23 protein-coding genes are annotated in these 16616 nt (G+C 43.7%); 22 read left to right on the top strand and 1 reads right to left on the bottom strand.

The features are described 5' to 3' along the window. Positions 1-53: 53 nt before the first annotated feature. The 12 genes from MKY85_RS22755 (at position 54) to MKY85_RS22700 (ending at position 7957) form a co-directional block, all read left to right on the top strand. A complete protein-coding gene (locus MKY85_RS22755; protein WP_342570830.1) occupies positions 54-761 on the top strand; it encodes a DNA alkylation repair protein in 708 nt (235 codons plus the stop codon). A 42-nt stretch (positions 762-803) separates the two neighbouring features. Then, positions 804-1358, top strand: a complete 555-nt coding sequence (locus MKY85_RS22750; protein ID WP_339236790.1) for a methylated-DNA--[protein]-cysteine S-methyltransferase — start codon at positions 804-806, stop codon at positions 1356-1358. A 226-nt stretch (positions 1359-1584) separates the two neighbouring features. Continuing rightward, positions 1585-2811, top strand: coding sequence for an amidohydrolase (locus MKY85_RS22745; RefSeq protein ID WP_342570829.1), 1227 nt, complete (start codon positions 1585-1587; stop codon positions 2809-2811). 128 nt (positions 2812-2939) lie between these two features. Next, the gene (locus MKY85_RS22740; RefSeq protein WP_339256870.1) at positions 2940-3350 is read left to right on the top strand and encodes a GNAT family N-acetyltransferase; all 411 of its coding nucleotides are present in this window, start codon (positions 2940-2942) and stop codon (positions 3348-3350) included. A 31-nt stretch (positions 3351-3381) separates the two neighbouring features. Continuing rightward, positions 3382-3831, top strand: coding sequence for a GNAT family N-acetyltransferase (locus MKY85_RS22735; protein ID WP_342570828.1), 450 nt, complete (start codon positions 3382-3384; stop codon positions 3829-3831). A gap of 17 nt (positions 3832-3848) precedes the next feature. Next, positions 3849-4277, top strand: a complete 429-nt coding sequence (locus MKY85_RS22730) for a GNAT family N-acetyltransferase (protein ID WP_342570827.1) — start codon at positions 3849-3851, stop codon at positions 4275-4277. A 40-nt stretch (positions 4278-4317) separates the two neighbouring features. Continuing rightward, complete coding sequence (locus MKY85_RS22725; protein WP_342570826.1) at positions 4318-5019, top strand: DUF1361 domain-containing protein; 702 nt, start codon at positions 4318-4320, stop codon at positions 5017-5019. Between the two features lie 29 nt (positions 5020-5048). Then, positions 5049-5513: a hypothetical protein gene (locus MKY85_RS22720; RefSeq protein ID WP_342570825.1), complete on the top strand. Its 465-nt coding sequence runs from the start codon at positions 5049-5051 to the stop codon at positions 5511-5513. A 38-nt stretch (positions 5514-5551) separates the two neighbouring features. Beyond that, entirely contained in the window at positions 5552-6496 is a 945-nt protein-coding gene (locus tag MKY85_RS22715) for a GNAT family N-acetyltransferase (protein WP_342570824.1), read from the top strand. Further along, on the top strand, positions 6493-7242 hold the full coding sequence (locus tag MKY85_RS22710) for a metallophosphoesterase family protein (RefSeq protein WP_342570823.1): 750 nt from the start codon (positions 6493-6495) through the stop codon (positions 7240-7242). Before MKY85_RS22715 ends, MKY85_RS22710 begins: the two co-directional genes overlap by 4 nt. Before the next feature lie 34 nt (positions 7243-7276). Then, positions 7277-7426, top strand: a complete 150-nt coding sequence (locus MKY85_RS22705) for a hypothetical protein (protein WP_339236771.1) — start codon at positions 7277-7279, stop codon at positions 7424-7426. A gap of 15 nt (positions 7427-7441) precedes the next feature. Beyond that, the gene (locus MKY85_RS22700; protein WP_342570822.1) at positions 7442-7957 is read left to right on the top strand and encodes a DinB family protein; all 516 of its coding nucleotides are present in this window, start codon (positions 7442-7444) and stop codon (positions 7955-7957) included. 223 nt (positions 7958-8180) lie between these two features. Here MKY85_RS22700 and MKY85_RS22695 read toward each other — a convergent pair whose 3' ends face one another. Further along, entirely contained in the window at positions 8181-9083 is a 903-nt protein-coding gene (locus MKY85_RS22695; protein ID WP_342570821.1) for an ArsR family transcriptional regulator, read from the bottom strand. Between the two features lie 182 nt (positions 9084-9265). On the opposite strand from MKY85_RS22695, the gene MKY85_RS22690 reads away from it, so the two are divergent. The 10 genes from MKY85_RS22690 (at position 9266) to MKY85_RS22645 (ending at position 16551) form a co-directional block, all read left to right on the top strand. After that, the gene (locus tag MKY85_RS22690) at positions 9266-10756 is read left to right on the top strand and encodes a glycoside hydrolase family 43 protein (RefSeq protein ID WP_342570820.1); all 1491 of its coding nucleotides are present in this window, start codon (positions 9266-9268) and stop codon (positions 10754-10756) included. Positions 10757-10860: 104 nt separating this feature from the next. Next, positions 10861-11433 (top strand): hypothetical protein, encoded by a 573-nt coding sequence (locus MKY85_RS22685; protein WP_339256853.1) that lies wholly within the window; start codon positions 10861-10863, stop codon positions 11431-11433. A 99-nt stretch (positions 11434-11532) separates the two neighbouring features. Continuing rightward, entirely contained in the window at positions 11533-12078 is a 546-nt protein-coding gene (locus MKY85_RS22680; RefSeq protein WP_342570819.1) for a GrpB family protein, read from the top strand. A gap of 41 nt (positions 12079-12119) precedes the next feature. Further along, the gene (locus MKY85_RS22675; RefSeq protein ID WP_342570818.1) at positions 12120-12542 is read left to right on the top strand and encodes a hypothetical protein; all 423 of its coding nucleotides are present in this window, start codon (positions 12120-12122) and stop codon (positions 12540-12542) included. A 29-nt stretch (positions 12543-12571) separates the two neighbouring features. Then, a complete protein-coding gene (locus MKY85_RS22670; protein WP_339236757.1) occupies positions 12572-12853 on the top strand; it encodes a hypothetical protein in 282 nt (93 codons plus the stop codon). Positions 12854-12869: 16 nt separating this feature from the next. Beyond that, positions 12870-13406 carry a GNAT family N-acetyltransferase gene (locus MKY85_RS22665; protein ID WP_342570817.1) on the top strand — a complete coding sequence of 179 codons (537 nt, stop codon included), beginning with the start codon at positions 12870-12872 and terminating at the stop codon, positions 13404-13406. Between the two features lie 28 nt (positions 13407-13434). Beyond that, positions 13435-13914 (top strand): DinB family protein, encoded by a 480-nt coding sequence (locus tag MKY85_RS22660; RefSeq protein WP_342570816.1) that lies wholly within the window; start codon positions 13435-13437, stop codon positions 13912-13914. A gap of 19 nt (positions 13915-13933) precedes the next feature. Next, positions 13934-14824, top strand: coding sequence for an aminoglycoside phosphotransferase family protein (locus MKY85_RS22655; protein WP_342570815.1), 891 nt, complete (start codon positions 13934-13936; stop codon positions 14822-14824). Positions 14825-14959: 135 nt separating this feature from the next. Continuing rightward, positions 14960-15307: a hypothetical protein gene (locus tag MKY85_RS22650; RefSeq protein ID WP_342570814.1), complete on the top strand. Its 348-nt coding sequence runs from the start codon at positions 14960-14962 to the stop codon at positions 15305-15307. A gap of 242 nt (positions 15308-15549) precedes the next feature. Continuing rightward, positions 15550-16551, top strand: a complete 1002-nt coding sequence (locus MKY85_RS22645) for an endo-1,4-beta-xylanase (protein WP_342570813.1) — start codon at positions 15550-15552, stop codon at positions 16549-16551. Positions 16552-16616 lie beyond the last annotated feature (65 nt).

Genomic DNA, 16616 nt, shown 5'->3' with positions numbered 1-16616 from the left:
GGCGTTGCAAGGATATACTTGTTGTACAGCGACAGACGAGGAGGACGTGTGCGGTGGAAGCAGAAAATATTAGAACACAATTGCTCAGTCTGGCCGAGCCGGAGTATCAGAAATTCTCGGCTGCGCTTATTCCCAACATCACAAATGTGTTAGGCGTGAGATTGCCAGCCTTACGAAAGATTGCCAAACAGATCGCCGCCGGGGACTGGCGCACTTATCTGGAGACGGCAGATGATGAATACTTTGAAGAAGTGATGCTGCAAGCCATGGTCATTGGACATGTCCAGGCTGATCTGGACGAGCTGCTGAAGGTCATTGAAGCATTTGTACCCAAGATCGATAACTGGTCGGTATGTGACAGCTTCTGTGCGGGACTAAAATATACGAAGGTGCATTCGGAGCCGGTGTGGGCATTCTTGCAGCCGTATCTGAGATCAGAGCAGGAATATGAGATTCGGTTTGGCGTGGTGATGCTGTTGAATTTTTATCTGGATGAGAGATATATTGATCGGGTTCTAATCGCATTGGATCGGATCAGGCACGAAGCTTATTATGTGAAAATGGCGGTCGCGTGGGCCATCTCGATGGCTTATGTGAAACAACCTGAGGTTACTATGCGTTATCTGAACCATAATACCCTGGACGATTTCACGTATAATAAGGCACTTCAGAAAATCACGGAATCGTATCGCGTTGATCCGGAGAGCAAGCAGATGATCCGCAGTATGAAACGTAAGGTGAAGAAGCGAATTTCCTCATAGTCCTAGCATGAAGCATTCCACCAGGGAGAGGGCGATAAACGAATGAGAAAAAAGTTAATGTATACCACGATGCAACTGGACGGTCGTCCATGGGTGTTGCTCGCTACAGAACAGGGATTGTGCCGAGTGGTCATGCCCAACGAAACACTGGAGGACTGGAACGGCTGGATGCAGAAAGTTGCACCTGGCGTGGAATTGGAAGAGAATGAGCATGCGCTGAAACAAACAGGCATGATGGATTGGTTACAGTCCTATTTTGCAGGGGAACCGATGGCTTATACCGATGAAATTCCACTGGACTTGATCGGAACGAACTTCCAGCAGGAGGTATGGAGAGAACTGGGCCGCGTCCCCTACGGTGAAATTCGGACCTATGGTGACATTGCCGCATCGATTGGAAGACCTTCGGCTGTGCGAGCGGTTGGGGCTGCAAATGGAGCCAATCCGATTCCGGTTCTGTTACCATGCCACCGTATTATTGGGGCTAATCGCAAGCTGACCGGGTTCCGTGGAGGGTTGGAGATGAAGCGCAGACTGCTGGATATCGAACAGATTGAAGGCGTGACCGATGGAGGGCATGCACGGTTTTATTTTTAATATATTCACGTAATTAAGGAGAATAAGGTGAGTGGACAGGACAGGCACGTATTGTGCCTGTTTTTTGGCATGAATCAAGGTAGAGTAATACAAACGTTCCGCATATGGAACACCAACGTTTTACGTATTTTTGCCCTGTGAAACCGTATGGTAACATGGATCATAGATCATAGATCAATCGGTATCCGGGGGACGTAATGCCGGGTAAGAAAAGAGGGATGACATAATGAAGCAGGCCTATTGGTTAACCAATGTGACTTTGGAACAGCGTTATGTTTGGGAAGGGGAACAGGTGACAGGGACACGGACAAGCCTCGCTCATCTGCGGATTGAAGATGGACGGATTGCGGCGATTGTGGAAGGAAGCAACCCGCTGTCTAACGATCTGCCACAAGTAGATGGCAAGGGACTTTTATTGCTGCCTTCGTTCGAGGAGGCACATATTCATCTGGATAAAACCTACTACGATGGACCATGGACAGCCGTCAAACGGATCTCCAGTATTTTCGAACGTATTGAAGAAGAGAAGGTTCTGTTGCCCAAGCTGCTACCAGATGCCAAGCGTCAAGCGGAGAGTATTCTAACCTTGATTCAGGGGTACGGCTCCACCCATGTACGTAGTCATTGCAATATCGAACCCGTCAGTGGATTGAAAAGACTGGAAGCAACGCGGCAGGCTCTGGAATCATTTTCGGGCAAAATCTCTTCGGAGATTGTAGCTTTCCCGCAGCATGGACTGCTTCGCTCCCATTCAGTGGAGCTTATGGGCCAAGCGATGCAGGAAGGTGCAACGCATGTGGGTGGACTCGATCCCCATACTGTGGACGAAGACATCGAGAAATCACTGAATGCCATGGTCGAACTGGCTGTTCAGCATCAGGCGGGCATCGATATTCATCTGCATGATGGCGGGCAGGCCGGCAAACAAACGTTGCTGGAACTTGCGAGTCTGACCGAAGCAGCAGGGCTTCAGGGTAAAGTTACGGTAAGTCATGCGTTCTGGTTCGCTCGCGCGGAGCAGCAGGAAGCAGAAGATATGGCGCAGCGAATGGCTTCGCTCGGGATGAGCATTGCTTCCACGGTGCCTATTGGCAGAACGATGATGCCTCTTCCCATGCTCCATCGTATGGGCGTGAACGTGAAGCTGGCCACAGACAGCCTGACAGATCATTGGTCTCCTTTTGGCAATGGAGATCTGCTTGAGAAAGCGGGTCGCTTCGCAGAACTGTACGGATATAGTGATGAATTGTCCTTGTCTCAATCTTTGGCGTTCGTAACAGGCGGTGTGACACCGCTGGATTCACAAGGGGAACACGTATGGCCGAAGGTGGGTGACACAGCAAGTTTTGTATTGGTGCATGCAAGTTGTTCGGCGGAAGCCGTTGCGCGGCGATCTGCGCGGCAGGCCGTATGGTACAAGGGACAATTGGTGAGCGGATCGACATCGGATTGAGAAAAATAGAGCGGGTGTAACCACGGGAAACCGTGGTTTTTTGGCATGGGAAAAAAAGAGGAAGGAACTGTTCGCAACTACCACATTTTGGGTTATGATGGACGTAGTTAATGAAGGGAGCAAAACGAATGAAGATTGAATATGCAACGGAAGCTGACTTCGACTATATCATGGATCGAGATCGGCATATCCATCAGGCACTTGTGAAAACGAAGATTCATGAAAAAGAAATATTCATCCTCTGGAACGAGGACGAGGGATCAAGAATTGGATGGATGAGGTACGGTTACTTTTGGGACAACCTTCCCTTCATGAATATGATCTGGATTGATGAGCCCTATCGAAACGGCGGAATTGGCAAAAAAGTGGTGCATCACTGGGAAAATCTAATGAAGCAACAAGGCTTCGATACCGTAATGACTTCAACGCAGTCAGACGAACATGCCCAACATTTCTATCGAAAGCTGGGGTATGTTGACGCAGGGGCTCTGTTGCTGGATACACAACCTTTGGAGATTATATTGATCAAGAAAATCTAGTGATAAGCTTCAAGGAGAGAGGATGGTAGGTATGGAGCGAGTGAAGTTACAACCTATAACCAAAGATAATGAACTCGAGTGCATGCACCTTAAACCACGGGAAGATCAGCTGGATTTGGTAGCTAGCAATGCGGATTCATTGATTCATGCGACAAAGGAAATTACGTCCAAACCATATGGCATTTTCGCAGAGGATCAGATGGTCGGTTTTATTTTATTTGATAATGAGGTCTACAATGACGGGTATTACTGGATTCTGCGCTTCATGATTGATGAGAAGTATCAGGGGAAGGGCTACGGTAAACTTGCTATTCAGGAAGTGATTCGTATGTTGCAAGATAGAAGTGATTGCCAGCAAATCAGGGTATCCCATGTTCCTCATAACATCGCGGCTAATGCGCTGTATAAGCGTTGCGGATTTCAGGACACGGGTGAATTCGAGGACAACGGGGATATCATTTTAAGTTATCAAGTGAGGTAACGGGGAGGCAAGCTCTGATGATTAGAGAGGCAGAGGCTAGGGATGCAGAGGTTATCGAGAGACTGTATAGAGAATTATTGCCGAACAACCTGAACACGAAGGTGCTTGCAGAGCGTATTGAAGAAGTTCGGAATAATCCCAACAGTTTCTTGTTCGTGTATGAACTGGGTAATCAGGTGATCGGCACGGCTCATTTACATATTTGTTTGGATGCTTTGGTGGAAAATAGACCATTCGGCGTCGTTGAGCGGGTTATTGTTACGGAACATGTGCAGAGCAAGGGATATGGATCTGAATTGATGAAGTATGTGGAAAACATATGTGTGCAGAAAAATTGTATGAAGGTATTTCTTACTAGTGGATCATCCAGACATGAAGCACATCACTTTTATACGAAATTGGGGTACGACGGAGAATCCAGCAAGGCATTTAAAAAGTATTTATAACGTATAACATCATCAAGGAAAAGGACGTAGAAGCAAAGAAATGAAAGATAACAAACATCCGGTGCAAGATCCCCGATTCATCGTTACCTTGCTTGTGGCTACTTGTTGTTGTTTAGGTGTTGTGATGTATTTACGGGCCCAAACAGATACGAATATGTATCGCTTTTTAAGTTGGGATATGCTCCTGGCATGGGTGCCATTCATTATCTCATCCTGCATTAGATACATATTTCATAAGAAAGTAACCACAACGAGTGTTATATGTATGTGGTTGATGTGTGCAGTTTGGCTCTTTTTTCTGCCCAATGCGGCCTACCTTTTTACAGAGATCCTGCACTCATTCCGATATTTTGATGCTCAAGGGGAGGTCAGATTTTGGGTTAATATTGATTTTTGGTATGGACTCACCCTGACGTTTGTCGTAGCGATCATCGGATTGCTGCTCTCGACATGTTCGATCATTCAAATCCAAGGCATGTTAAATAAATTAATAAATAAGTACATTAGCATGATAATTGTAGGCGTTATTCTGCTATTAAGCAGTATAGGGGTCTACATTGGCAGATTTAATCGTTGGAATTCATGGGATGTATTATCCAGACCGGGAAAGATCTTTGTGGATCTTGTGAATGATTTCAATGCAGCGAACAGCATGATGGTTGAGTTTGTCGCTATTGTATTTACGGTTCAACTTTTTGGATACGTTATCGTATCTTTGCTAACCTCAAGGTCGAGCAGTTAATTCCCATTGGAAAGGGCAAAGGATCTGAAATGATGAAATCAATAACACAGGAAATTACGGAAGAATTATTAATGGCAATGGATATGTACAAGAGAATTGCGCGGCAATTGATCGACCAACTGATATTGGAAACGGATCAGCCAGATCGGGCGGCAATTCTTGCAGGTGCTTACGATATGCTGACCAACGCAGATGTAATCCATGGAGAAGAAGAATTAACGGGCAACTGGTATTTTGATGTTCATGGCGAGCACTGTATGTTCAAGAATACCGAAACAGGGCAGACATTGGAGGTTTTCCTTGGTAGTCCAGCGGATGTGGGCAACATGGACCCCTACTTTTTTTACAATTTTATCAAAACAACGCCAGAGCTTGCATACCTGACTTCGTATTTCGAGAATGCGTTTAAGGACATGTTGGATTTATTCGAACGTTTGGAAGCGGAGCATTTGTTAATTCATGTTCACGGGGTGGCATATAGAAAGGTTCTTTAATTGCTGTACATGTAATTAGAATTGAGGAGGAATGACATATGAGTTTAACGGAATGGTCCATAGATATACTTCAATATGATCTGTCAGATGAATATTCGATTCGCAGAGCTGATTTTGCCGAATGGGGATTATTTTGCACGGTTTATTATGATATGCGTTATGTCGGATTTTTCAGAGAAGAAGAGTTCAGCTCTTCCAAGATCAGTGCGTACTGGATTTACAAGGGGGAAAGCAAAATAGGTGGCGTGAGAATGGAGCCTAACCGGATGTATCATTTGTTTTTTATCCCGCCATTCCAGCAGTGCTTTGAGGTATTGAAACTGCTGAAGCATACATTAGTACAGTGGTCGGATCGCACGAAACGAATTCTGACCTTTGAGATTCTTCCAGACCAAGTCGATCTATACGCAAGAGCCGGATTCTGGCCAGTGGAGTTCAGATGTCGCTGGATGCAGCGGCCTACAGATCATTTTGACATCGAATGGGACAGCAGGGTAACGGTGAAGAATCCAGAAATTATTGAAAGTGAAACCGGCACCAGAACATATGTGAATGAAGATGAAATTGCCCAATGTGACCTGGAGAGTTTTGCAGGAAGTCTTGAAGCTACACGAAGAAAACATACCACTCTTGCAGATTTTATCCCAAGCGATGACCCTAATTATACGAATGAGATCCTAACTCAGGCCTCTACACTTGTATACGATAAGGAGACGGGGCAGCTTATTGCCAACTGTCGTCTTTGTTTGCAGGATAATCAGGCTGCCGTATATAGTATAGGGGTTCGACCGGCGTATAGAGGCAGAGGGCTTGCTACACTGATGTTACAGAGAGCTTTGAATGAGCTTAAGGGTAGATATCCCGTGCTGCGATTGTATGTGATGCAAGGAAATGATGCGGAGTCCGTGTATCTGAATCTGGGCTTTATTCCGGGAGTACAGGAGATTCAGACGATGTACATTCCAGAGGAGGAGTCTCAATGAAGGTGGCCATCTTAACCGATATTCATGGCAATGTTCCTGCGCTTCAAGCGGTATTGGCTGATATGGATTCCAGAGGAGACATAGAGCATACATTTTGTTTGGGAGATATGATCGGCATTGGCCCTTACTCTAATGAAGTGATTGAGATGTTGTACAGCCGCAAAAATATGATAGCGATTTCAGGGAATCACGAAGAGGCCGTATTGAGTTTGCTCCAAAATAAGGGACCATTAGAAGGGCACAAAGGCATGGCTGAACACCATGAATGGATAGGTCAACATCTAAATGCAGAGTCGATCAAGAGAATTCAGGCTCTACCAAAATTTGTTGAAAAAGAGGTCGAAGGACGTCAGTTCCTTTTGACTCACTATCATATGAGCAATGACAAGCTGGATGCCATCGATAAAGAATCATCTGGAACCAAATTGGACGCGAAGTATCAGGGGACGGCCCATGATTTGGTTTGTTTTGGTCATCATCACATTCTTCATTATTACAAGACAGATCAACGAATCTATATGAACCCGGGAGCTTTAGGCTGTAATGATCTTGCCATTGCCAGATACGGAGTCGTGGATCTCCAAGAGGGGAAGATTGATGTGAAATTCATTGGCGTTCCATATGACAACAGAGAGTATCTGCAGTCGTATGAACGGTTGAACGTTCCGGATCGGGCTTTTATTTTGAAGGCATTTCACGGGAATCAGTTGGAAAGAGAAAATATAGACGGTAGTCATCGTTCATAGCAATGTGCTGCTACTTTGGGAAGGAGAAATGCACATGGGAATGATCATTATGTTGGTAGTTTATCTGTTCCTCGGTATTTATGTTGTGAAAGTTGGAATGGATAACTCAAAAAATAGTCAGCATACAAAAGAAATATTATCAGAGTTAAGAGAAATAAAGGACTTATTGAAAGAGCGAAGGTAAAGGAGGGGGATGTGTATGATTTATGATTTACAAGGGGAAGCCAATATGGCACCTGTTGTGGGGATGTTATTATCCGCTGTAACAGAAAATAGCCAACGACTTAAATCAATTACAGAAGGTATGTCGCAAGAAGAGGTAGATTACAGAGGGGAACACAACCAGTTTAATAGTACAGCTCAATTAATCCGACATATTACGTTCGTTGATATAAATTGGGTTTATAGAATAAAGGGAGCAGTCCTTCCTCAGCGTTTAATAGAGCAATATGGCCCTATGATCGATGCGAATAATAGACTCCCGCTGGTTCAAGGTGTGGCACGTGACACACTTATCTCTCAACATGAGAGTGTACTAACCCTTCTAAAAGAGACATGCGCACATTTAGCGGATGCTGATCTAGACCGAGTCGTTACTTTTGGACATCAGAACGAAAAGCAAGCTACGATCCGTTGGGGATTATGGCACATGGCTGACCATAACCGTTATCATCAAGCTCATATTAATCAATTGAGGAAATGGTTCCAAACATAAACTGATACTAGTACGTTCTTTACCCATCCTCATCGACAGCTCATTCTTCAAATGTATTTGTGCAGAACCAAAGATCATCAAGTGAATCTTTCAGAAGAACATATTGAATACAAGTGGGCAACCAGATCTGAATTATATCATTACCTGCCTTATGCAATTACTTCAGATCTGGAGAAATATAATGTTTTTGAGAAAATCAAGTTAATCGATTAGGTGAAAAAAATCAACCCAATACACGAATAACAATATCTTGATCGTGATTACCAAAACCGGCACCATAGATCGTTAATCCCCCAACGTTGGGGCTCTTCTCGTCAACTGTAAATCGAAGCGTCCAGAACGGCTCGTCCAGCTTAATATCTGCAAGTGTAATGTCAGACATCCGCTCTCCATCCATGTAAGTACCGGAGGTATCAATGCGGATGGTCTTCAATAATCCATACTGATTCACATTGCGATGCCACCATTCTGGCGTATACTTGCCGCGCGCTGCCCTGCCGAAGTCGGCAGGGCTCGTCCACGTTCCAAGCGCAACACCGTTAAAGGTGAATTGAATATCTGACAGCCAATGATCCCGTAATCCCGGGGCTTCAGATGCCAGTTCCATCGAGATCTCTATCGCATCTGTATTCTCGTCCGGAAGAACAAAATTAGATGTTTTATATTCAACATAACCTTTTCCAAACCACAAAATTGCAGCGTGTACCCGCTCAGGATCCAGGAAGTAGCGGGGATCGTCCCACACGCCAATCTCTTTCTCAAGTGTCCCTAGCCCACAAGTAGGCTGGATATCAAAAGCAGTATAGTGCCCGACGGATATCGTCTGCTCTCTGGTTCGTGAAGTCCGACTAGCGGATGGCAGCTCGATCTCAATCTGATTTTGCTTGAGGTAACATAACTTGTGTGTCCCTCCGTTGATCCGAACGCGTCTGCTCCCAATGAGCCCCGCATCCTCCAATTTACGAATGTGCATCGTGACAATGGAGGGGCTAAGCTCTAATGCTGCGGCAATATCCTTCACATTCATTTCACGATCTGCAATCATATCCATGATTCTCCATCTGACTTCGCTTGCCAGCGCCTCATATAAAGGAATGAACCGAGGCTCTCCATTTGCTTTGATCATCTGTACAACAACTCCCTACTCTCAATCTACTAAAATCACATATATATTAATTTAATGAAATTAGTCCGAAGATGCAATCCAGATTCATTGCAAGTTAATCGCCAATAGTGTTTAATTTTTTTAGTTGCTACGAAGTTGGATTCTTATATTTGTGAATTTTAAATAAGAGATGGAGTGGAGTAATGAGATACAATAACCCTGTTGTAAAAGGTTTCTATCCAGACCCTAGTGTGATTAAGGTGCACGACACGTACTACATGGTGTGCAGTTCTTTTCAATACTTTCCGGGCGTACCGCTCTTTGAAAGCAAGGATTTGCTGAATTGGAAGCAGATTGGTCATTGCCTCACTCGTAAAAGCCAAATTCAGTTGGACACCGTGAACAGTTCCGGCGGGGTATTTGCACCCACCATTAGGTACAATAACGGACGATTTTATATGGTGACAACCAACGATACGACGCATCAGAATTTTTATGTATGGACAGACGATATCTACGGAGAGTGGTCTGAACCTATCTATGTGGATCAAGGTGGAATTGATCCGGATTTGTATTTTGAAGATGAAAAGACCTTGTTTATGAGTAACGGGGTTGATGATCAAGGCGTTGGAGGAATTGTCCAGTGTGAGATTGAAATTGAAACTGGCCGGAAATTGACGCCAGGTCGGACCATCTGGAACGGAACAGGTGGACGATATCTGGAAAGTCCGCATCTGTATAAAATGAACGGCTACTATTATCTGCTTGCAGCCGAAGGTGGCACCGAATATGGGCATATGGTTACGTATGCTCGGGGTACTTCTTCTTCAGGTCCATTCGAGGCTTATAAGCACAATCCGGTTCTAACCAATCGCAATCTGGGCGGTTATGAGCTCCAGGGTGTGGGGCATGGTGATCTGGTTCAGGATGATCGGGGGAACTGGTGGCTCTTTCACCTGGGATTCCGACAGATTGGCAGATGGGCTACGTACCATCATCTGGGCCGAGAAGTATTTCTGACTCCGATTACGTTTGATGAAGATGGATGGTTTACAGCCGGGCATGAGGGTACAACACTGACGAGTTTTGAGACTAAACGTATCCCGGACACAGTGATCCAGCAGGATAAGAAGCATTATACGTTTGAAAATACCGACTGGAGCCTCGACTGGTGTTACCTTCGTCATCCGAATACAGAGCATTATCAGCTTGAATGTGACAAGCTTACGCTAACAGGAACCGATGTAACGCTGGACATTCCGGCATCTCCGACGTTCATCGGGTTACGCCAGAAAGACTTTAATGCCACGATTTCAGTCGATGTTAGTCTAACAAGTCGAGAAGCCGGTATCACCATCTATATGGATGAAAATCATCATTATGAAGTGGCTATTCGTCAGGAGCAGGATGGCTATAGGGTGATCGAGCGTCTGAATATCGGGGATATCAAATCGATTGAACATGAAGTGGATCTGGGAAATAAACAGCATGCAACGCTGTTGATCCGCTCAAGTCAGGAACGATATAGTTTCCTGTTTCTAGCAGATGGTGAAGAGATTCTGCTAGGCACGGCACAGACGAGATACCTATCCTCGGAAGTGGCTGGAGGTTTTACAGGCGTACTTATTGGATTGTACGCGACGGGTGAAGAAGCTTCAGCGGAGTTTACCAATTTCAAGTGTGAATATCACTAAGAAGTGAAGAGGAGGGCCCTAGGGTCCTTCTCTTTTTTTTAATTTGTGTCAAAATATAGAAATAGATCTATTAATAAATGCCAATAGAAGAGAGGTATGTAAACATGGAAGTACATTATAAAATGCCAGAATCCTTAGAAGGCATCGTTCGAATAGATAAAGAATTACGTAAAAAACATGATGGAACCCTTCAAGATTATATGGGTTTTTATATTAGTTTTAACAATGACGATGATAGATACTATTGTACGCCAGATGATGCCATCATATTTGGAAGAACAGGGGCAGATGGTGACCATTTTGCTTTTTTTACGTTTAATAGATCCATTAGTGATTTGGAAGAAGCTCCAGTTATCTTTATCCAACCTACGGCGTTTGGTAATCAAGTAACTTTAGTGGCCAGAAACTTTAAGGATTTTGTAGCATTATTTATTAATCTTAAGGAAATATATATTTTGGAAAGATTTCAATTTTATAAGCATAAATCAGATTTTATAAACGACTATAATGATAACTATTTGAAAGATATAAGGATGAGAGAGTGTGATAATAATCTAATTATTAAACTGCTAAAAGAGAATATTACAGGTATAGCAGAAATTGATGATGTGTACGAATACATGATTGAATCCAGGAAACAAATCGAACTGGGGATAAACAATGATGATTTTGCATGATCTCTATATGGTATCGCTAAATAATTTACATGTAACAAAAAGTTGAAAGAACGTGTTATTTAATTATAAAGCTTGATTGGATAACCAAGGAGGCGTTGTATGGAGGATCAATGGAGAATTGCAAAGTATGATCCGGCATGGCGTGATTTGTTTCTGGAAACGGGTTCGAAATTAAGAGCAGCGTTAGGCGAAAAGGCTGTACGGATTGATCATGTGGGGTCCACTTCAATTGTCGGAATGGACGCTAAACCCATTATCGATATACAGGTATCTGTTTCCAATGTTGAAAATCTGTTGGACTACCAGCGTGAGATCGAAAGCGTCGGATTTGTATTCAGAGCAGAAAATCAGGATCAGACTAAACGTTACTTTCGTGAAGAACCTGGAAGCAGAAGGACACATGTACACGTTAGACAGGCAGGCAGTTTCTCGGAGCAAATGACCTTGCTGTTCAGAGACTATTTAAGGGAGCATCCAGAAGATTGTCTGGAATATGCGGAAGAAAAGCACAGACTCATGTCATTGTATAAAGATCAGCGTCCCAAGTATGTTGAAGGAAAAGGACCGACGGTGTGGAGCATATTACAGAAAGCGCATATTTGGTCTCAAGAAATTGGATGGCAACCGGCAAAATCTGATGCATGAGCACATCCAATGAATAGAGATAACTCTATTGGAGTGATCACATGAGCATGGAAAGAAAGCTGATAACAACCGTTCTAACCATCATTTGTTTTACTTTGGCTGCAAGTCTCATATCAATGAATGAATCCTACAGTTTTGATTTTTACATTATTATTTATCTGGTATACGCAACTCTGCTGATCCTATTGATCGGGTTACCTTTATCGATATTGCTGGACGATCTGCTCCTCCGAATAAAATTCGTCAATCATGTGTTGTATCTAAGTACGAGGATATTGGGTTATGCATGTGCTGGAGTTCTAGGTATGTATATTTATTATGTGGTCATGGGCGCAGGAGAAGAAATACTGAATTTCAAAGAGACGTCAGGCATGACCTTATTTGGCATTCTTGCTGCCATTCTATTTGTATTGATTGATATGGGATTGGAAGTTTTGTTAAAGTTGCGAAGAAGAAAGAGTTGAATTAAATTGATTCGTCAGGAGGAGAAGTATTGGCGATTAACAAAAGAATAATGAATCTATCAGCCTGGCTTGCTGTATTAGCCATCATATGTATTCCTGGAACTTTATATACAGATGATGGACCGCTCCGAACAGAGTATGGTTTCCCGATCCGATTCTTTACGGATTATCATTATGCCAACTCGGACGGAACAATCTGGTTTATATCTGGCATTCATTTAAATGTACTTCTATATTTGTTCAATGTCCTGTTTATTTATGCAGGTATTCATGTAATCTTGTATATAAAAAAGAAATTTGCTAGAACGTAAAGATGGAGTGATGACGATGAAACAACTTCCAGTAGAATGGAACTCAGACAGGCTCATGATTTCAGACGTGAAAGAGTCCGACATTCCTGAACTTCAGTCGATTTATGATACCAGTCGATACATGCATCAATGGGATGGACGAGAGCATGATCTGGATTATGTGAAAAAATGTTTTCAAGAAGGCCACCTTCCTCCAGAAGGGAGAATGGAGAACTATCGAATTCAAACCATTCGTAAGGCTGAGGATGATCGCAACATTGGTTTGTTAAGTGTGTACCACGGTTATCCTTCTGACGATTCGCTATATCTTGAGTTTCTGTATATTCAGAGTGAGATCCAGAAGAAGGGATACGGACAAGAATTAATTCAGGCACTGACTCTCCATTGTTCCGAGCTAAGTTACAAGGAAATTCGAATTAACGTGGCGCTCAAAAATTGGCCTGCATTACGCTTCTGGATCAAATCCGGATTCAATCAGATCAGCGGAATTTATGGTGATCTTGAACATTCTAATGATACCTTTGCCAATACAGAATTGATCAAATCTCTCTGAAAGCACAAATGAAAAGGGGAATATACCAATGGAAACTTTCTTTCGTTACAACTGGATCGTGCGTGAGCAATGGTATGCCTGGTGTGAAGATGTACCGCAAGAAGAATTGCTTCGGGCTCGTACGGGCGGAGTAGGTAACATATTACAAACGTTGTTTCATATCATTGATGTAGAGTGGAGCTGGCTTCAGTTACTTCAGGGTAAACCGGATGATGCCGAAAATTTTGCAAACTACCAGAACCTTGAGGCGGTAAGACAATTGGATCGCAGATTACGTCCGGATGTGGAGGCATTTGTTACAGCATGGGAGCCGAGTATTGGAAAAAGAGCTTATATCGATTCTCGCTCGGCAGGAAAGCCTGATACATATTCATGGGGAGAAGTCATGCAACATGTGATCGCCCATGAGATTCACCATATGGGGCAGCTATCGGTATGGGCCAGAGAATTGGGCAAGCAGCCGGTATCCGCCAATGTCATTGGCAAAGGCCTGATTGTACCTGAATAAACTGAGAGGTGGTCATACCATGAAGGAGGGGGAACCGTTGACGATCCAACTTGCCCAAGTGGATTGGATACATCTTGATGAGTGTGTCCAGCAGGTGACTGATCAGGAGGTTCAGTTCGTTCCTTTGGCACCGGGAATGGAAGCGACTGTGATGAGATTCGAAATAGATGATCAGCGGTATGTATTGAAGGTCTGGGACAAGGATTCCAAGCCAGGTATCGCCAAACAATATCGATTATTGTCCAAGCTTTATCAAAGTGGAATTCGTGTATCTAAGCCGTATGGTTGGGGATTGGACGATCAACAGAATCAAGTGCTGCTCACGAGCTATGATGGAGAGCCAGTAACCCAATTAACACAAACCAAACTGACACATTTGGCTGAGCGATTAATGGAGGTCCATCGTTATCCGGTGAATGAAGTGGGTGTTGGAGAAGATGGAGAATACATATCCAGGACTGATTTTGTTCAATACTTCTTTCCTCAGATCGAATTACATGAAGATATTCATGAGCATCTCACAAACTTGATTCAGCATGCTCAGATCAGACAGGAATGTCTGATTCATGGCGATTATAATCTGGGAAACATTCTTGAAATGGACGGCAATTACACCATTATTGATTGGACCAATGGGCAGTACGGCGACTCAAGGTATGACATCGCATGGTCTGTTTTTCTTATCACCATCTATAATGGGGAAAGTTACGGCGAGATGTATCGCGCTCAATTTGCACGTGCTGCGAGTGATGTGTACACGCTGGAAGAGGAACAGATTTTTGGAGCAATAGCTTGTCTGCGCTGGATTCTATTAAGGCGCGTTGGGGATGTGCCCATGGGGCCAGATGTCATGGAAAGGGTTTACAGCATGGCTGTCCATAATCCATATTTGAATGAACATCTGCTGTAATCATAGTCAAGGAATATCGGTGACGACAGTATGCCATTTCATGAGAATCAGCTCATTTTTTTGCAAATAAAATAAACAGCCTGTCCTAAATTAGCGATCCACGCATACCTATGATAACAGAGGAGCGTGATCGTTATGGAACAGAAAGTACAAACCTATTTTGAATTGAAACAGCAGCAAAAAGATATTGAGCAACAGTTGTCTGTACTACGAGATGAGATCGTTGCATATTGTGCAGAACAAGGGGTTTATGAGACGCAGGTTGGTGGTTACACGGTGAAAACGGTGCTTCAGCACCGGAAGGAATACGATGATCAGAAGTTGTATGCTTCTCTTCCTGACCCGGATATCTGGCGATTGTTGTCCAAGGTGGACAGCCATAAGCTGAAAAGTCTCATCAAACTGAACATTCTCTCTGAGGAGCAAATTAACCCGGCATGTACAGTGAAACAGGTGACCTTGTTACAGGTGGACAAGCTGTAACTTTTCATACTACTTCCTATACCAGTTGAATTTAAATGAACATTACGATCACATAGCACCTTCCAAGAAGAGTTCTGTTGCAGTGAGCAGTGGAACAAACGTGGAGGTGTTTTTGTTTTGCGAAAGAACAGGGCCCGTGACGATAAATAGTTAAATATGAGGGGGAAGAAGTATAATTTGTTCATTGTAAGCGTATTCAATAGACGGTATGATGGATAAAAACGGGCAGGGAGGAATTGTAAATGCCAACAGAAATTCCATCGCTACATGCTGCGTACGCGAATGCGTTCAAAATAGGTGCTGCTGTACATACCGGAATGTTGCAGTCCGAAGGGGAATTTATCACCAAACACTTCAATAGCATTACAGCTGAAAACCAGATGAAATTCGAAGAGATTCATCCAGAAGAGGATCGTTATACATTTGAGGCTGCGGATCAACTTGTTGATTTTGCCGTTGCCCACGGAATTGCGGTTCGGGGACATACTTTGGTCTGGCATAATCAGACATCGAAATGGGTTTTCGAGGATAGTTCGGGTGCTCCCGCTTCCAGAGAATTGTTATTATCCCGCTTGAAGCAACATATTGATACGGTAGTAGGTCGATATAAAGGGCAAATATATGCGTGGGATGTTGTCAATGAAGCAATTGAAGACAAAACCGACTTATTCATGCGGGACACAAAGTGGTTGCAGCTAGTGGGAGACGATTATTTGCTGCAAGCATTCAGCATGGCTCATGAAGCTGATCCAAATGCTCTGCTTTTCTATAATGATTATAACGAGATAGATCCGGTCAAACGGGAGAAAATATACAATCTGGTTCGGTCTTTATTGGATAAGGGAGCGCCTGTACACGGGATTGGGTTGCAGGGGCATTGGAATATTCAAGGCCCTTCAATTGAGGATATCCGAATGGCGATTGAGCGCTATGCTTCACTGGATGTGCAGCTGCATGTTACCGAGCTGGATCTATCCGTGTTTCCTTACGAGGATCGTCGAACGGACCTCACTGCACCAACTTCGGAGATGGCTGAGCTACAGGAGCGTCGTTATGAAGAGATCTTCAAGCTGTTCCGTGAGTATAAATCATCCATTACCTCAGTGACGTTCTGGGGAGTAGCGGACAATTACACCTGGTTGGACCATTTTCCGGTACGTGGACGCAAAAACTGGCCTTTTGTATTTGATCAACAGTTGCAGCCTAAGGAATCATTTTGGCGCATCATTAATCCTATGTCCTGAACATCAGGTAAGTGGAGAGAATCGGTCACGATGTGGCCGATTTTTTGCTGTACTCAATATAGATT

The organism is Paenibacillus sp. FSL R5-0749 (assembly GCF_038595085.1).
In the GTDB taxonomy this organism is placed as follows: Bacteria; Bacillota; Bacilli; order Paenibacillales; family Paenibacillaceae; genus Paenibacillus.
Note: the sequence above shows the minus strand (reverse complement) of the source record. Positions and strands in the feature narration are given on the sequence as shown.

Bases quoted from the DNA above. Each gene is read 5' to 3' on its own strand.
- MKY85_RS22650 (WP_342570814.1), top strand. From the start codon at position 14,960: ATGGAACAGAAAGTACAAACCTATTTTGAATTGAAACAGCAGCAAAAA.
- MKY85_RS22665 (WP_342570817.1), top strand. From the start codon at position 12,870: ATGAAACAACTTCCAGTAGAATGGAACTCAGACAGGCTCATGATTTCA.
- MKY85_RS22685 (WP_339256853.1), top strand. From the start codon at position 10,861: ATGGAAGTACATTATAAAATGCCAGAATCCTTAGAAGGCATCGTTCGA.
- MKY85_RS22730 (WP_342570827.1), top strand. From the start codon at position 3,849: ATGATTAGAGAGGCAGAGGCTAGGGATGCAGAGGTTATCGAGAGACTG.
- MKY85_RS22710 (WP_342570823.1), top strand. From the start codon at position 6,493: ATGAAGGTGGCCATCTTAACCGATATTCATGGCAATGTTCCTGCGCTT.
- MKY85_RS22675 (WP_342570818.1), top strand. From the start codon at position 12,120: ATGAGCATGGAAAGAAAGCTGATAACAACCGTTCTAACCATCATTTGT.
- MKY85_RS22750 (WP_339236790.1), top strand. From the start codon at position 804: ATGAGAAAAAAGTTAATGTATACCACGATGCAACTGGACGGTCGTCCA.
- MKY85_RS22680 (WP_342570819.1), top strand. From the start codon at position 11,533: ATGGAGGATCAATGGAGAATTGCAAAGTATGATCCGGCATGGCGTGAT.
- MKY85_RS22715 (WP_342570824.1), top strand. From the start codon at position 5,552: ATGAGTTTAACGGAATGGTCCATAGATATACTTCAATATGATCTGTCA.
- MKY85_RS22745 (WP_342570829.1), top strand. From the start codon at position 1,585: ATGAAGCAGGCCTATTGGTTAACCAATGTGACTTTGGAACAGCGTTAT.
- MKY85_RS22735 (WP_342570828.1), top strand. From the start codon at position 3,382: ATGGAGCGAGTGAAGTTACAACCTATAACCAAAGATAATGAACTCGAG.
- MKY85_RS22655 (WP_342570815.1), top strand. From the start codon at position 13,934: ATGAAGGAGGGGGAACCGTTGACGATCCAACTTGCCCAAGTGGATTGG.
- MKY85_RS22660 (WP_342570816.1), top strand. From the start codon at position 13,435: ATGGAAACTTTCTTTCGTTACAACTGGATCGTGCGTGAGCAATGGTAT.
- MKY85_RS22705 (WP_339236771.1), top strand. From the start codon at position 7,277: ATGGGAATGATCATTATGTTGGTAGTTTATCTGTTCCTCGGTATTTAT.
- MKY85_RS22725 (WP_342570826.1), top strand. From the start codon at position 4,318: ATGAAAGATAACAAACATCCGGTGCAAGATCCCCGATTCATCGTTACC.
- MKY85_RS22645 (WP_342570813.1), top strand. From the start codon at position 15,550: ATGCCAACAGAAATTCCATCGCTACATGCTGCGTACGCGAATGCGTTC.
- MKY85_RS22700 (WP_342570822.1), top strand. From the start codon at position 7,442: ATGATTTATGATTTACAAGGGGAAGCCAATATGGCACCTGTTGTGGGG.
- MKY85_RS22740 (WP_339256870.1), top strand. From the start codon at position 2,940: ATGAAGATTGAATATGCAACGGAAGCTGACTTCGACTATATCATGGAT.
- MKY85_RS22690 (WP_342570820.1), top strand. From the start codon at position 9,266: ATGAGATACAATAACCCTGTTGTAAAAGGTTTCTATCCAGACCCTAGT.
- MKY85_RS22720 (WP_342570825.1), top strand. From the start codon at position 5,049: ATGATGAAATCAATAACACAGGAAATTACGGAAGAATTATTAATGGCA.
- MKY85_RS22695 (WP_342570821.1), bottom strand. From the start codon at position 9,083: ATGATCAAAGCAAATGGAGAGCCTCGGTTCATTCCTTTATATGAGGCG.